Origin of the sequence: Streptomyces triticagri, from assembly GCF_003429565.1 — a bacterium.
GTDB classification, from domain to species: Bacteria; Actinomycetota; Actinomycetes; order Streptomycetales; family Streptomycetaceae; genus Streptomyces; species Streptomyces triticagri.
Genome location: NZ_QUAK01000018.1, coordinates 14,294 through 28,315, shown reverse-complemented (window position 1 = coordinate 28,315; position 14,022 = coordinate 14,294). Strand labels below are relative to the sequence as shown.

Sequence of the window (14,022 nt, the reverse complement as noted above, 5' to 3'; positions counted from 1 at the left end):
ATCGGGGTGCCACGCGCGCGTGGCACCCCGATTCCGGCATCCGGCCCGCCCGTCGCTACGGCCTGGGCGGCACCGCGTCCCTTCTGGCCGCCACCGCTCCCCGCGTCTCCGCGACGGCCAGTCCGGCCACCGCTGCGAGCATCAGCAGCGTGCCCACCACGGTGCCCGCGGTGAGCGCCTCACCGAGCAGAGCCACCGCGATCACCGCCGCACTGACCGGCTCGAGCAGCATGATCACCGAGACGGTCGCCGAGCGCACCACCACGGCCCCGGCGAAGTAGAGCGCATAGGCGAGCGCGGTGGGGACGGCCGCGATGTACAGCAACAGCCAGACCACATCCGCGCGTTCGGCGGTGTGCGGCACCAGTCCTTCGAGCCCGGCGAGCGGCAGCAGACACAAGGCCGCGAATCCGAACGTCCAGGCAGTGGTGGCATACGCGTCGTCCCCGCCGCCGTCCCGGCCCCAGAACCTGGTCAGCAGCGTCATCGCGGCGTACCCAGAGGCGGAGAGCAACGCGAGCAGGACACCCCAGGGGCGTACGGTCGCCCCGCCGTCACCGAGGACCATCACCGCGAGCCCGGTGAGCGCACCGGCCACGGCGGCGACACCGCCGCGGCCGAGCCGCTCGGCCATGGCGAGGCGGGCCCCCAACGCGATGAGCACCGGCCCGGCACCGAGCGTGACCACCGTGCCGACGGCCAGACCGGTGCTCTGGACCGCGGCGAAATAGGCGGTCTGGAAGAGGGCGAGGGCCGCACCGAGCACGGCCGTACGACCGACACGAACCCGCCGCACGGCCTGCTTCGGCCCCAGGGAGAGGGCACCGACCAGCAGGACGAGACCACCCGCGCAGCGCCAGAACGACAGGGCTACGGGGCCGAGATCGCTGGCGCGGAAGACCAGGGACGCGGCGGCGCCCGCCGTCCCCCAGGCGACACCGGCGACGATCAGATAGAGGAGTCCCCGCCCGACGGGCAGGGCGACACCGGACAGCGGTCCGGGCACAGGAGTGGGAAGAGCATTCGACACGTGGCTTCTCCGCAAGAGACAGAGTGGATGACTGTCGTCTGCGGGCAGCGCTCAGTGGACCCGGTCGTGCCGGGTCCGGTCCGTTCGTCGCCGGTAGAGCCGCCCGCCTCAGGCGGCAGGGGGCGGAAGGACGAGCGCCGTCGAATGCATGATCGCCACCCTAGGCCTTGCTGCCCTTCTCGGACAACTGCTTCTCCGCCGCGGGAACCCCGCAGGCGACCGGCTCGTCGGGCGGATTGGCCGGCGTGGAGGACTGTGCGATGAAGGCGCCGAGCAGCACGACGAATCCGCCGAAGATCTGCGGCAGCGTGAGGTGCTCACCGAGCAGCACCCAGGCGAGCACCGTGGCGACGACCGCCTCCAGGAAGGCGACCACCCCGGCGACCTGCGGCGAGAGCCGACGCACCGCGAGCACCCCGGAACCGTAGGCGAGCACGGTGGTGACGAGCACGATCCAGGCGAGCAGCAGCAGCGCAGGCACAGGGGTGCCGTCCATCTCGGCCTGCCCGGTCAGGATCGAGAACTCGGCGTTCCAGGGCCGCGCCACCACGGTCAGCACCACCGCGCCGATCAGCAGCCCGAAGGCGATCACCCCGAGCGGATCGGGCGCCGCGTCCCCGGCGTCGCTGCCGTGATCCCCGAGGATGAAGTAGCCGGCCTGGCAGAACGCGGCACCGAGCGCGAGCAGCACCCCGATCGCATCGAACGACAGCCCTGCCCACACCTCGACGACGCAGGCGAGCCCGCCGACCGCGAGTACCACGCCGACCGCAGCGGCCCGGGTCACATGGCGCCGCTGCACGAAGCGGATCCAGCCGAGCACCAGCGCGGGCCCGAGGTACTCGATGAGCAGGGCGACACCGACGGGGATCCGGGAGATGGACGCGAAGTAGAAGGCCTGCACACCGGCGACGGCGAAGAGGCCGAAGCCGGCGAGCAGCGCGGGGCGGCGGCGCAGCAGATCGCGGTGCTTCCAGGCCACCGGCAGCATCACCAGAGCGGCACCGACCACCCGCAGCCAGGTGACGTGCAGCGGGTCCATACCCGCCTCGATCAGCGGCTTGGCCGCAACTCCCGAACCGCCGAACGAGAACGCCGAGACGAGGGCGAGCCCCAGACCGACATTCCTCCCGCGACTCCCCTGGACCCCTTGGATCCCCGCAGACGTAGACACCGGCTCATGATGACACCACCGGTCATGAGCGTCACCACCGATACCCCTGACATCTCAGGGCCTGAGACGGAGCGCCGCGCGCACCCGGAGCGCGCATGTCAGCCGTTCTCGGCGGACGGCTCCTCGGGTCGCACCCCGGCCCTGCGCAGCACCTCGACGGCACGGCACTCGGGGTCGGCCAGCAGGGCGTCGAGCAGATCGTTGCCCGAGGCCCGCTGCGCCCCACGGCGGGCGGCGGCCTCGACGGCCGCGTGCATGGCGGCCTCGGCGGAGGGCGAGAAGGCGGAGGCCTCGCGTACGACGGGTACGGCGCCGGAGTCCTCGACGGTGCCCTGCCACTGGAGTCCGTAGCCGATGCTGCGCTGGACCAGATACCCGAGGAGGCGGGCCACCTGTGCGCCGTCGGCGAAGGCGGCACGGACGGCGGGGTCGGCCTCGAGCAGGGAGTGCAGGAGATGCGCGGTGTCGATCTGGCCGTCACCGTCACGTACGGCCCGCCGCCGCGCGCCCGCCACCACGGACGTCAACTCCTCGCTGAGTCGGACGTCGGGCTCGGCTTCTGGCGTATCGGCCGCGGGGGCCGGGTGGGCGGAACTGTGCACGTACCCCACCTCATCAGCCCCCGGAGGTCCAGGCATCCCCGGGCAGAACGGTCCGGTCGTCCGACGCAGGGTGGGGATGCGCGTACGAGCCCTCCTCCTTACGGATGAGATCACCCGTATCCGCCCCCGGACGCGCGCGCCGCCTTGCTTCGCTCGCCGGCGCAACCACGCCCCGCCGCCACACGTCCCACGGAACGACGAACCGGCTTGCCCGGAGCCCTTGTCGACCCCGTCGCGCCCACCCTGCCCGCGGCACGCCACCCGATCCGCCCCGCCCCGAAGGACGGCACTCATGCCTCCCGGCCCGCGCCGCACCGTTCCCCCGGTGCCGTCGCGCACCGACGACGACTCCGGCTGCTGGCTGGTCGCACTGCCGGCGATCGACGGGAAGCAGTACGTGTACCGGGTCCACGCGCCGGCCGACGCCCTGCTCGCCGATCTCTTCTGGGAGGCCTGGCACTGCCACGACGAGCACCGGCACCCGCGGGCGTCGGACCGCTTCGACGCGGCCGTCATCCGCCGGATCGGCCTCTTGGAGCCGGGCGATCCGCCTCCCCAGGGCGCCTGACCACAATCTCTGACGGGCCGTCAGTCTTGTAAGTTGCGGACCCCGCCGCTACGTTCCGCGACCGTGGCGCTGCGCCCGCAGCAGCACCGACGAGAAGGGGTGGTCGCATGGCCGACGTCAGCGCGGAAGCACGTATCGAAGCATCGACCGAGAAGGTCTGGGCGAAGCTCAGCGACTTCTCCGTCTACGGCGAGTGGAGCGCGACCCACACCGGCTTCCCCAAGGGGGCGCCCGCCTCGCTCGAACAGGGCGGCACCTTCGAGGAGAACATGAAGCTGATGGGCTTCCCGGCGGAGGTCGTCTGGACGGTCACCGAACTCGAGCCGGGCCGCGCCCTCACCATCAAGGGCAAGGGCCCGATGGGCGTGAACGTCGGCACGCGCTACAGCCTCGCGCCCGACGGCGACGCGACCACCGTACGCATCGACGGCGAGTTCACCGGCGCGGCCGTCTCACTGATGGCCGGGAAGCTCAAGGACTCCGCCGGCGCCGCGCTCCAGGAGTCGCTGCGCAAGCTCGCGGCACTTGTCGCCTGACCGCACGCCCTCCACCGCCGCCCGGACACAGAACAGCGGCGCCGCACACCTCTCAGATGCGCGGCGCCGCCGCTCCGCGCGGGATCCGTGCACTCCGGCGATCGGGATCACCGGGCGGCACGGACCCCGCCGGGATGCGTTCAGTCCTCATCGGCGAGGATCAGATACAGCTTCTTACGAGCCTCGTTGACGACCCCCAGCGCCTTCTCGCGCTGTTCGGGCGATCCGGTCTTCCAGACCTGGCCGAACGCCTCCATCAGACCGAATCCGGCCTGCCGGATCTCGTTGACCGACTCCCAGTCGACGCCACGGCCGGCCTGCTCCCAAGGAGCGTCGGGACCCTCGGCAGCCGCCTCGGTCCCCTGCTGGGTGAGCGAGAAGAGCTTCTTCCCGCCCTCCGTCGCGGAGCCGATGAGCCCCTCGTCCTCGAGGAGCTGCAGCGTCGGATAGACCGACCCCGGGCTGGGCTTCCAGGCGCCGCCACTGCGCTCGGCGATCTCCTGGATCATCTCGTAGCCGTGCATCGGGCGTTCCTTGAGCAGGGCCAGGATCGACGCACGTACGTCGCCTCGCCGAGCCCTGCCCCGCGGCCCGCCGCGCCCACGCCCGCCCCAGGGGCCACCGGGACCCCCGAAGCCGGGGCCGAAGGGCCCGAACGCGGCCCGCAGGCCCTCGAATTCACCCCGACCGGGACGTCCGGACCCATCGGGACCCCGCCACCGGCCACGGCCGTGCTGGTGCTCGTGTTCGTACTCGTGTCCATGGGGACGCATCGCAACCACCCCTCTCATCGATGTACTGTCGCGATGCGTCAACGATATATCGCTATAGTTCGTTTGGCAATCCCTGACGAATGCGCTGGTCACGGCCTCGAAGAAGGGCCGGAATCCGCTCAACCCGGCGGGGCTCGGGCAACCCGCCCGCCGCGCGGCCCGGTCCCTGGGATCGATCGCGGAACCCGCCGCAGGCGAAGGGACAGCAGATGTCAGCACGGACCACCACCGCCCTGGTGGGCACGACCACGGCTGCGGCGCTGGCGGTGGGTCTGCTCGCCGCCCCCGCCGCGGCGGCCGAGTCGCCCGCCACCGACCACCACCACCGAGCGACTCGGAGCGCCATGGACGCGACCGTCCGGGACGGCACGCCAGGGGTGATCGGCCGGGCCACGGACCGACACGGCACCTGGAGCGGCACGTCAGGCGTCGGCGACCTCGAGACCGGCGACCCGCGCGGCACCGACGAGCGCTACCGGACCGGCAGTGTCACCAAGACCTTCGTGGCGACGGTGCTGCTCCAACTCGAGGCGGAGGGCAGCGTGGACCTCGACGACACGGTCGAGCGCCGGCTTCCCGGCCTGGTGCGCGGCCACGGCCACGACGGCGGACGCGTCACGATCCGCCAACTCCTCAACCACACCAGCGGCATCTACGACTACCTCGCGGACGACGACTTCGCGCGCGCCACCGCCCGGCCGGACGGCTTCTTCAAGAACCGCTACGTCACCTGGTCCCCCGAGCAGTTGGTCGCGATCGCCATGCGCCACCGTCCGGACTTCACACCCGGCACGGACTGGCGGTACTCCAACACCAACTACCTGCTCGCAGGCCTGATCATCGAGAGAGCCACCGGACGGCCGTACGGAGACGAGGTGCGCCGGCGCATCATCGAGCCGCTCGGGCTGCACGCCACCACGCTGCCCGGTACGGACCCGCTGGTGCCCCGGCCCAGCAGCCGCGCGTACTCGAAGCTCGCCGAGGACGCCACGGGACCGACGTACGACGTCACGGAGTTCAATCCGTCCAGCGCCTGGGCGGACGGCGAGCTGATCTCGACCGCGGCCGACCTGAACCGCTTCTACTCGGCCCTGCTGCGCGGCCGACTGCTGCCCGAGCGGCAGTTGGCCGCGATGAAGACGACCGTCCCCGTCGGCGAGGAGCGCCCGGGGGCGAGTTACGGTCTCGGCCTCAGCCACCGCAAGCTCAGCTGCGGCCGACAGGTGTGGGGCCACTCCGGCGGCATCCTCGGCTCGGTCTCCGACGCCGTGACGACCGAGCACGGCGGCCATTCGTTCGCCTTCAATCTCAACGGCGACTGGAACGGCGAGGGCGGCGAGCTCATCGAGGCGGAGTACTGCGGCAAGTGAGCCCGGCGCCAGGGTGGTTGAACTGCGGGGAGGGGGTGCCGGAGTACGCGGCCCCCTCCCCGGCACCCCCGGTCGCCACCCGCGTCAGTGCACCGAGAAACCACCGTCCACGAAGATCGACTGACCGGTGACGTACGCCGAGGCACCACTGGCCAGGAACACCGCCGCACCCGCGAAGTCCTCCGCAAGCCCGTTCCGGCCGACCATGGTGCGCGCCGCGAGCGCCTCGACCCGCGCCGGGTCGGAGGAGAGCCGGGCGTTGAGCGGCGTCATCACGAACCCGGGCACGAGTGTGTTGCACGTGACGCCGTACGGGGACCAGGCCTCCGCCTGGGAGCGTGCGAGGGACTCGAGGGCGCCCTTGGAGACCCCGTACGCCCCGCTCTGCACGAAGGCGCGGTGCGCCTGCTGGGAGGTGATGTGGATGATGCGTCCGAAACCGCGCTCGGCCATGCCGGGACCGAAGCGACGGCCAAGCAGGAACGGCGCGTCGAGGTTCACCGACATCGTGGTGTCCCAGACGTCGTCGTCGAGTTCGCCCATCGGTGGGCGGAGGTTGATGCCCGCACAGTTGACGAGGATGTCGGGCTCGCCGAAGTGCTCGACGGCCTCATCGGCGGCCGCGCGGACCCCGGCACGGCTGCCCAGATCCGCACTCACCCGCGCCGCCCGGCAGCCTGCCCCGGTCAGGTCGGCGACGGTCTCGTCGAGACTCGACTCGGTGCGTGCGACGACCACGACGCTCGCACCCGCCCGCGCGAGGGCTTCTGCGACGGCCCGTCCGATGCCGGAACTGCCGCCCGTGACCAGCGCGGTCCGGCCGTCGAGCGAGAAGAGGTCACGGAGGTAGTTGTCGTTCCTGTTCATGCCGGGACCCTGTCATGCGCTCGCGAGCGTCGGCCATCCGGGCTCCGCCATGCCGCCGGCAGGTCCCGTATGCCGGTCCCTCTGAGTGGCCCCGGGATTTGAGGCCAGACACCCTGGATTGGCCTTGGCCGACCGTTTCCACGTCTGCCTAGCCTGCGGTCATGAGAATCCGCATCGTCGACGCCTTCACCGATCGCGCCTTCACCGGCAATCCGGCCGGCGTCATGCTCCTGGACGCCTTCCCGACGGACGACTGGATGCAGCGCGTCGCCCTCGAGGTCAATCACGCCGAGACGGCCTTCGCCCATCCGCTGCCGCCCGGCGGCGAGGCGGACTGGGCGCTGCGCTGGTTCACCCCGGCCACCGAGGTCGACCTGTGCGGGCACGCCACCCTGGCCACCGCGCACGTACTGCACAGCACGGGCACCGCGGAGGGATCCCTGCGCTTCGCCACCAGAGCGGGTGTACTCACCGCACACACCGCGGCCGACGGCTCGATCACCCTCGACTTCCCGACGGCACCCCTCACCGAGGAGCCGGTCCCCGAAGGCCTCGCGGCGGCACTCGGTGCCGAACCGCTCTCGGCCCACGACACCGGCCCGCACTGCGGCGATCTCCTCGTGGAGCTCACCGACGAGGCGGCCGTACGGGCTCTCGCACCCGACCTGGCGGGTCTGGTCCGCCATTCGCGGCGCGGCATCATCGCCACCGCACGGGCCGCCGACCCGGCCGGCGGCTACGACTACGTGTCACGCTGCTTCTTCCCACGCGTGGGCATCGACGAGGACCCGGTGACCGGCAGCGCGCACACCGCCCTCGCCCCGTACTGGTCGCAACGCCTCGGGAATCCGGAACTCACGGGGCTGCAGGCCTCCGCACGCTCCGGCCGTGTCCGCACCACCCTCAAGGGCGACCGCACCCTGCTCACGGGACACGCGGTCACCGTGATCGAAGGCGAGTTGCTGGTCTGACGCGGCTGTACGGCTCCGGGGGTACGACGGACTCCGGGGGACGACGCGGGCGCGCGCCTCAGGCGGTGGGCAGCCAGCCCACCTTGCCGGCCAGCACCGCGTACCCGACGAACGCCCCCACATCGAGCAGGGTGTGGGCCACCACGAGCGGCCCCACCCGCCCCCAACGCCGGTACAGGAACACGAAGACCACACCCATGACCATGTTGCCGATGAAACCGCCGACGCCCTGATAGAGGTGGTACGAGCCGCGCAGCACCGAACTGGCCCCGAGCGAGGCCATCGGCGACCACCCCAACTGGTCGAGCCGGCGCAGCAGATAGCCGACGACGATCACTTCCTCGACGATCGAGTTCTGCATCGCCGAGAGCACCAGAACGGGGAACTTCCACCACACTTCGGGCAGCGCCTCCGGCACCACCGTGAGGTTGAACCCGAGCGCTCTGACGGTGAGATAGAAGGCGATTCCGGTGCTTCCGATCACCGCGGCGACGCCCGCCCCGCTGCCGAGATCGAACCACGGACGGCGCCGGTCGAAGCCGATCGCCCGGAAGCCGGCGCCCTCTCTCAGGAGCAGATGAGCGACGAGCGCGACGGGCACCAGGGCGGTTGCGATCCCGAACAACTGCCAGGCCAGATCAAGCCATGGACGCCCTGGGGCGGCCGAGGCGTTCAGGGTCGCCGCCTGGTCCTTGAGACCGCCCGGTTTCGTCACCGACCCGACAAAGCTGATCAGCGCGGACACCCCGCTCGCACCTAGCGAAAGCCCCAGAACGAGCAGTGTCTCGTCCCGCAGAATTCGCCGTGATCTGCCCTCGACGGGAAAAGAACCGGCCACCGGACCCACCTCCGACTGCACCTCTGCCTCCACTTGTTCAATCCCGCCGCATCCCCCTCCCTGCCCCGCTATGGTCTCGAATGCAGGTACGAAGATCGTGTGCGACAGGCCGTCGGGGGGCGGTACGCCGGATCTGGCGTTCGCACCCCTGCATGACTTGTTCACTCAGGGAGGGCACCACTGCCATGGGACGACACAACATGTCCGACCCGTACGCGACGGACGGGACGCGGCAGGCACCGCGTGCCCGCCGTCGTACCGTGGCGATCGCCACCGTACTGGTCCTTGCTGTGGCGGGCGGCACCGCGGTGGTCGCACAGAACGGACTGTTGCCGTCCTTCGGTGACTCGTGCGACGACGACGCCGTACGTCTCGACCTGGTCGCCTCTCCGGACGTCGCCCCCGCCCTGACGGAGACGGCCGAATACGTGCGGGACAACGACGTGACCTCGGACGGCCGTTGTCTGGACATCCGGGTCACCGACCGCGAGGCGTACAAGGTCGCGGACTCGCTGCGCTCCGGCAAGGGTGCGCCCGATTTCGAGGTGTGGGTGCCCGATTCGAGCCTGTGGGTGGAGCAGGCGTCGGCGGGCGACGAGCGCGTCCCCCTCACGGCCGCGGGGAACATCGCGACCTCGCCGGTCACCATGGGCATGGTCCCGTCCGCGGCCAAGTCGCTCGGCTGGCCGGAGAAGAAGTACTCCTGGGCCGAGTTGACGGCCGCCGCCACCGCCGGCGACAAGCTCCGCCTCGGCGCCGCCGATCCGGCACGCAGTGCCAGTGGCCTCCTCGCGCTCACCAAGATCGGCGCGTCCGCCAAGAAGTCGGGCGGGGCCGACAGCGACACCCAGGTCGCCGCCACGGCCAAGCTGCTCGCCCAGCGCACCAGTGACAGCGACGCCCAGGCCCTGGAGACGGTGGCCCGTGACGACTCCGGCACCGAACGGGGCAATCCGCGCCGCAACCAGGCCCTCGTCGTCTCGGAGCAGGCCGCCTTCACCCACAACGACGACGCCGAACAGGCGGGCAGCCTGCAGCTCTTCTACCCGAAGGACGGCTCGCCCCAGCTCGACTACCCGTTCACGCTCGTCGACGAATCCCGGCTCTCCACCGACGAGAGCCGGGCCGCGCTGCGTTTCATGGCCCTGATCGGCGAGCAGCGCGGCGCCAAGACTCTTCGTTCGCACGGATTCCGTACGGGCACCGGCGAGGCGACCGGAGCGCTCGTCACCTCGGCCGGGGGCAGCGAACCCCAGCCGTACCGGACGGCCGCCTCGTCCCAGCCGCCGTCCGCCAAGCAGGTCCAGGAGACCCTGGGCATGTGGACCATCACCGTGCAGAGCGCCCGGCTCGGCGTGGTCGTGGACGTCTCAGGGTCGATGGCACAGGTCGTGCCCGGCCACGACCAGTCGCGCCTTGACGTCACCAAGTCCTCGCTGATCCAGGCGCTTTCGCAGTTCACACCCGAGGACGAGATCGGGCTCTGGGAGTTCTCCACGCTGCTCGACGGCAAGCGCGACTACCGCAAGCTGGTACCCACCCAGCGCCTCGGCGACCGCACCAAGGACGGCAGCACCCACCGCGACCGCCTCACCGCCGAGTTCGGCCGCCTGCAGCCGGTCCCGGACGGCGCCACCGGCCTCTACGACACCACGCTCGCCGCCTACAAGGAGGCCCAGTCCTCGTACGTGAGCGGGAAGTTCAACGCGGTGGTGCTCCTGACGGACGGAGCCAACGAGGACCCCGGCTCCATCTCCCGCAGCGGCCTGGTCACCGAACTCGAAAAACTGGCGGACCCGAAGCGTCCGGTACCCCTGATCGCGATCGCCGTCGGGCCGGACGGCGACGAGCAGGAGGTCCAGGAGATCGCCGAGGCCACCGGCGGCTCCGGCCACCAGGTCGACGACCCGGCGCAGATCCACGAGGTCATCCTCAAGGCCATCATGTCGGCCGGCCAGGGCTGAGGCCTGCGGTGCGGCCTCGGCCGGGCCCCGGGACGCACAGGACGCTCACGGCAGGACCGGCTCCGCGACGACACCCACCGGCCAGGTGTGCACGGGCTCGCCGTGCCGCATCAGCTCGGCGTAGCGGCGGGTGGTGGCCGCCAGCGCCGTCTGCCGGTCGTGGCCCTCGTCGAGCGCCCGGTGATAGGTGGCCACCTGCCAGGAGGCTCCGTTGACCCGCAGCCGGCAGCGTTCCTCGATCACTCCCAGATAGAAGTCGCGGTCGGCCGGTTCCACACCCCAGGCGTCCAGTCCGGCGGCGGCGAGCGGCAGCAGCTCCTCGCGTACGAGATCCACGGCCGCGCGCTTGCCGACACCGGCGAACCGGCCCGGCCGCGGCCACTCGATCTCGGCGTCGATACCGTGCCGGCAGGCCGCCTCGAAGTTCGCCGCGGCCGACTCGAAGGGCAGCCGCGTCCACACCGGCCGCGCATCCTCGGCGAGCGCCCGCACGATCCCGTAGTAGAAGGCGGCATTGGCGATCACATCGGTGACCGTGGGTCCCGCGGGCAGCACGCGGTTCTCCACCCGCAGATGCGGTACGCCGTCGGCGATGCCGTAGACCGGACGGTTCCAGCGGTACACCGTGCCGTTGTGCAGGACCAGTTCGGCAAGTTCCGGCACCCCGCCGGCGTCGAGCACCCGCAGCGGATCCTCGTCGTCGTGCAGCGGGAGCAGGGGCGGGAAGTAGCGCAGATTCTCCTCGAAGAGCTCGAGTGCCGAATCGATCCAGCGCTCGCCGAACCAGGTGCGCGGCCGCACGCCCTGCGCCTGCAGTTCCGGCGGGCGGGTGTCCGTCGACTGCAGGAAGAGCGGTGGCCTGGACTCGCGCCACAGTTCATGACCGAACAGGAAGGGGGCGTTGGCGCCGAGCGCGATCTGCACGGCGGCGACCGCCTGCGCCGCGTTCCACACATCGGCGAACCGGTNGCGTTGGCGCCGAGCGCGATCTGCACGGCGGCGACCGCCTGCGCCGCGTTCCACACATCGGCGAACCGGTCGGGGGTGACCTGCAGATGGAGCTGGACCGAGGTGCAGGCGGCCTCGGGTGCGATGGACGCGGAGGTGCAGCGCAGGCGCTCCACACCCTCGATGTCGAGCGTGAAATCCTCACCGCGGGCCGCGACCATCTGGTCGTTCAGAAGGGCGTATCGATCGACGGCGGAGAGATTCGAGGACACCAGATCGTCCGGGGTGAGCGTCGGCAGAATACCGATCATCACGATCCCGGCGGAGACTTCGGACGCCTTTCGGTGGGCGTAGGCCAGGCCGGTGCGTATCTCCTCGGCCAGCTGATCGAAGACGCGTCCGCTCAACCGGTGCGGAGCAATGTTCACTTCGAGATTGAACATCCCGAGCTCGGTCTGGAAATCCCCGCTCGCTATTCTCTGCAGCACCTCGCCATTCATCATCCTCGGCAGTCCGTCCGGCCCCGCGAGGTTCAATTCGATCTCGAGCCCCATCAAGTTGCGCGGGCGGTCGAAGTGTCGACCGTCGAGAAGCAGGCGCAGTGCGGCCAGGCACTGCTGCAGCTTCCGCCGGTACCTCCGGCGGTCGGACAGGTCGAACGCCCCGGCCGCGACCTTCTCCCCCATCGAAGCTTCCCTCCTCGATTGGGCAGCCCGCCGCTCCCGCCGCCGCGTCACGGGGGATGATGCCCAGGTGGTGTGATCGATAACGCCTCGCACATGCCCGACCACGCATGCGCTCAACCCCCTTGTCCCGCGGCACATTCGCCCGGCATGCTGCATTACGCAGTTGCAGCGGCCTGAATGCATTGGGAAAAGCGCCGACGAGAACCGGCCTTCCGCCCTCTCGGCTGCAGACGAGGTGAGATGGTTGACCACCGGACAGTTCCAGGGAAAACCTCCCCGGGATTCGACCGAATTGACCCTTGCCTGCAATGTACGGGACAGCTAGCCGAAACATCGGGCGAACATACGTCGTATAAACTCCGCGAACGAGGCGATGAGTTGGTGCCCTCCCCCACGGCACCGACCGACGGCCCCGCACCGACGACGCCGTTCGTGCCTGCCCTGCGTTTCTCCAGCCTGTCGAAGTGAGAGGCGACCCACCATGCCGCTGCACGTATCCCCGGCCCCCGCGCCAGCCCTGCGCAGCGTCCTCGCGGCACTCGACTCCCCCACCGCCGTGCGCGAGGCGCCCACCCCGTCACTGCGGTCCGCAGCAGGACCGTCCACGCCGGAACGCCCGCTTCCCATCCATCTCCTCACCCCGATGACCGCGGGGTCCACCACCCCGGCCCGCACCCGCCTGACCGGCTGGCGCTTCCTCATCCGCAGCGACGGCCGTACGTCCGCGGCCGCGGACGCCGTCCTGACCGCGGACGGCTGGACCTTCTCGCGCTTCTTCGAGGGCCCCTATCTCGCCTCCACCGAACGGGCCCTGCGCCAGGCCGAATCGCTGCCCGCGGCGTACCAGCCGAGACTCCTGTCGGTACCCGAGCTGTACATGCTGACCCTGTGGCTGCACACCGACTGCGCGTCCGACGGCACCACCGACACCCCCGCGGACAGCGACCTGCTCATCCCGCTCGCCCCCGCCCCGCCCGGCATCGCGGCCCACCATCCGCAGCGCGTGGACGATCTGCTTCCGGCCCTGTCCCTCCGGCTGGCCACGGCGCCGATGCTCGCCGCTCCGGCGTGACGGGCCTGACGGGCTTGACGGGCCTGACGGGCTTGAGGGGCCTGATGGGCAATCAGGGGCACCGCACCGAGATGACTAGTGCCTTTCGGCCATGTTGAACCACCCGCCCGGGCGGCCCAGTTGAGCTGAACCGTCCGCACGGGTGATGCGTCCTTACCCGCAGAGGACGAGCTGCCGCGAAATCCCTGCGGATCGACGCCCGCGGGGCAACACTGGGACCGACCGAACTGATACGGGGGGCGGTTATGGACACCGCATCAAGCCGCAGGACACACGTCTCGACGCAGCGAAAGAACACACCCATGTGCCAGCATCAGCCACCCTGCCCCACCGCCGACTCTGCGGACCGGGAGGCCGCACTGCTTGTCGCGCACCACCCGGAGCAGGGCTGGAGCCTGCTGTGCAACGGCGTCCTGCTCTTCGAGGACACCGGCGAACTCCTGCCGAACGGCAGGATCATCGCACCACACCGTCCGCTCGCCGCGGACCGCGTGATGCGCGCCGCCTGACCGCGGCAGTACGACCTGGGGCCGGCCCGGAGGAGTCCTCCGAACCGGCCCCGACGCATGTCCGGCGTCAACAGCCGCCCGGCCGGGCGTTCTACGCCAGCCGGCCGACCGCCC

Annotated in this window: 13 protein-coding genes and 2 pseudogenes; 7 read left to right on the top strand and 8 right to left on the bottom strand. The window is 70.8% G+C overall.

Annotated elements, in window-relative coordinates; translation table 11 throughout:
- Positions 1-55 precede the first annotated feature (55 nt).
- From DY218_RS03755 to DY218_RS03745, 3 genes are all read right to left on the bottom strand, one after another.
- Positions 56-1,030, bottom strand: a complete 975-nt coding sequence (locus tag DY218_RS03755) for a DMT family transporter (RefSeq protein WP_233521342.1) — start codon at positions 1,028-1,030, stop codon at positions 56-58.
- A gap of 160 nt (positions 1,031-1,190) precedes the next feature.
- Positions 1,191-2,204 carry an EamA family transporter gene (locus DY218_RS03750; protein ID WP_233521341.1) on the bottom strand — a complete coding sequence of 338 codons (1,014 nt, stop codon included), beginning with the start codon at positions 2,202-2,204 and terminating at the stop codon, positions 1,191-1,193.
- Between the two features lie 98 nt (positions 2,205-2,302).
- Positions 2,303-2,842, bottom strand: a complete 540-nt coding sequence (locus DY218_RS03745) for a Clp protease N-terminal domain-containing protein (protein WP_128554450.1) — start codon at positions 2,840-2,842, stop codon at positions 2,303-2,305.
- Between the two features lie 325 nt (positions 2,843-3,167).
- Here DY218_RS03745 and DY218_RS03740 point away from each other — a divergent pair, with 325 nt between their 5' ends.
- Together DY218_RS03740 and DY218_RS03735 are read left to right on the top strand one after the other, a co-directional pair.
- A complete protein-coding gene (locus DY218_RS03740; protein ID WP_199566619.1) occupies positions 3,168-3,374 on the top strand; it encodes a hypothetical protein in 207 nt (68 codons plus the stop codon).
- Between the two features lie 107 nt (positions 3,375-3,481).
- Entirely contained in the window at positions 3,482-3,910 is a 429-nt protein-coding gene (locus DY218_RS03735) for a type II toxin-antitoxin system Rv0910 family toxin (RefSeq protein ID WP_128554448.1), read from the top strand.
- Positions 3,911-4,050: 140 nt separating this feature from the next.
- Here DY218_RS03735 and DY218_RS03730 read toward each other — a convergent pair whose 3' ends face one another.
- Positions 4,051-4,683 carry a PadR family transcriptional regulator gene (locus DY218_RS03730; RefSeq protein WP_128554447.1) on the bottom strand — a complete coding sequence of 211 codons (633 nt, stop codon included), beginning with the start codon at positions 4,681-4,683 and terminating at the stop codon, positions 4,051-4,053.
- A 209-nt stretch (positions 4,684-4,892) separates the two neighbouring features.
- Between DY218_RS03730 and DY218_RS03725 the strand changes: the two genes are divergently transcribed.
- Positions 4,893-6,053 (top strand): serine hydrolase domain-containing protein, encoded by a 1,161-nt coding sequence (locus tag DY218_RS03725; RefSeq protein ID WP_128554446.1) that lies wholly within the window; start codon positions 4,893-4,895, stop codon positions 6,051-6,053.
- Between the two features lie 84 nt (positions 6,054-6,137).
- On the opposite strand, the gene DY218_RS03720 is transcribed toward DY218_RS03725, so the two are convergent.
- A complete protein-coding gene (locus tag DY218_RS03720) occupies positions 6,138-6,920 on the bottom strand; it encodes an SDR family NAD(P)-dependent oxidoreductase (protein WP_128554445.1) in 783 nt (260 codons plus the stop codon).
- A gap of 161 nt (positions 6,921-7,081) precedes the next feature.
- On the opposite strand from DY218_RS03720, the gene DY218_RS03715 reads away from it, so the two are divergent.
- Complete coding sequence (locus DY218_RS03715; RefSeq protein ID WP_128554444.1) at positions 7,082-7,891, top strand: PhzF family phenazine biosynthesis protein; 810 nt, start codon at positions 7,082-7,084, stop codon at positions 7,889-7,891.
- A gap of 58 nt (positions 7,892-7,949) precedes the next feature.
- Here DY218_RS03715 and DY218_RS03710 read toward each other — a convergent pair whose 3' ends face one another.
- Positions 7,950-8,750, bottom strand: a complete 801-nt coding sequence (locus DY218_RS03710; RefSeq protein ID WP_128554443.1) for a CPBP family intramembrane glutamic endopeptidase — start codon at positions 8,748-8,750, stop codon at positions 7,950-7,952.
- A 164-nt stretch (positions 8,751-8,914) separates the two neighbouring features.
- Between DY218_RS03710 and DY218_RS03705 the strand changes: the two genes are divergently transcribed.
- Positions 8,915-10,693 carry a substrate-binding and VWA domain-containing protein gene (locus tag DY218_RS03705; RefSeq protein ID WP_128554442.1) on the top strand — a complete coding sequence of 593 codons (1,779 nt, stop codon included), beginning with the start codon at positions 8,915-8,917 and terminating at the stop codon, positions 10,691-10,693.
- A 45-nt stretch (positions 10,694-10,738) separates the two neighbouring features.
- Here DY218_RS03705 and DY218_RS34800 read toward each other — a convergent pair.
- Both DY218_RS34800 and DY218_RS34795 read right to left on the bottom strand, forming a co-directional pair.
- Positions 10,739-11,661: pseudogene (locus DY218_RS34800) on the bottom strand (glutamate--cysteine ligase); the annotation flags it as partial.
- A 1-nt stretch (position 11,662) separates the two neighbouring features.
- Positions 11,663-12,327, bottom strand: a pseudogene (locus DY218_RS34795) (glutamate--cysteine ligase); the annotation flags it as partial.
- Between the two features lie 481 nt (positions 12,328-12,808).
- On the opposite strand from DY218_RS34795, the gene DY218_RS03695 reads away from it, so the two are divergent.
- Both DY218_RS03695 and DY218_RS03690 read left to right on the top strand, forming a co-directional pair.
- Positions 12,809-13,399 (top strand): hypothetical protein, encoded by a 591-nt coding sequence (locus DY218_RS03695; RefSeq protein ID WP_128554441.1) that lies wholly within the window; start codon positions 12,809-12,811, stop codon positions 13,397-13,399.
- Positions 13,400-13,701: 302 nt separating this feature from the next.
- Positions 13,702-13,908 carry a DUF5999 family protein gene (locus DY218_RS03690; protein WP_128554440.1) on the top strand — a complete coding sequence of 69 codons (207 nt, stop codon included), beginning with the start codon at positions 13,702-13,704 and terminating at the stop codon, positions 13,906-13,908.
- Positions 13,909-14,022: the final 114 nt, after the last annotated feature.

Bases quoted from the DNA above. Each gene is read 5' to 3' on its own strand.
- DY218_RS03715 (WP_128554444.1), top strand. From the start codon at position 7,082: ATGAGAATCCGCATCGTCGACGCCTTCACCGATCGCGCCTTCACCGGC.
- DY218_RS03690 (WP_128554440.1), top strand. From the start codon at position 13,702: ATGTGCCAGCATCAGCCACCCTGCCCCACCGCCGACTCTGCGGACCGG.
- DY218_RS03705 (WP_128554442.1), top strand. From the start codon at position 8,915: ATGGGACGACACAACATGTCCGACCCGTACGCGACGGACGGGACGCGG.
- DY218_RS03720 (WP_128554445.1), bottom strand. From the start codon at position 6,920: ATGAACAGGAACGACAACTACCTCCGTGACCTCTTCTCGCTCGACGGC.
- DY218_RS03745 (WP_128554450.1), bottom strand. From the start codon at position 2,842: ATGCCTGGACCTCCGGGGGCTGATGAGGTGGGGTACGTGCACAGTTCC.
- DY218_RS03725 (WP_128554446.1), top strand. From the start codon at position 4,893: ATGTCAGCACGGACCACCACCGCCCTGGTGGGCACGACCACGGCTGCG.
- DY218_RS03695 (WP_128554441.1), top strand. From the start codon at position 12,809: ATGCCGCTGCACGTATCCCCGGCCCCCGCGCCAGCCCTGCGCAGCGTC.
- DY218_RS03735 (WP_128554448.1), top strand. From the start codon at position 3,482: ATGGCCGACGTCAGCGCGGAAGCACGTATCGAAGCATCGACCGAGAAG.
- DY218_RS03730 (WP_128554447.1), bottom strand. From the start codon at position 4,683: ATGCGTCCCCATGGACACGAGTACGAACACGAGCACCAGCACGGCCGT.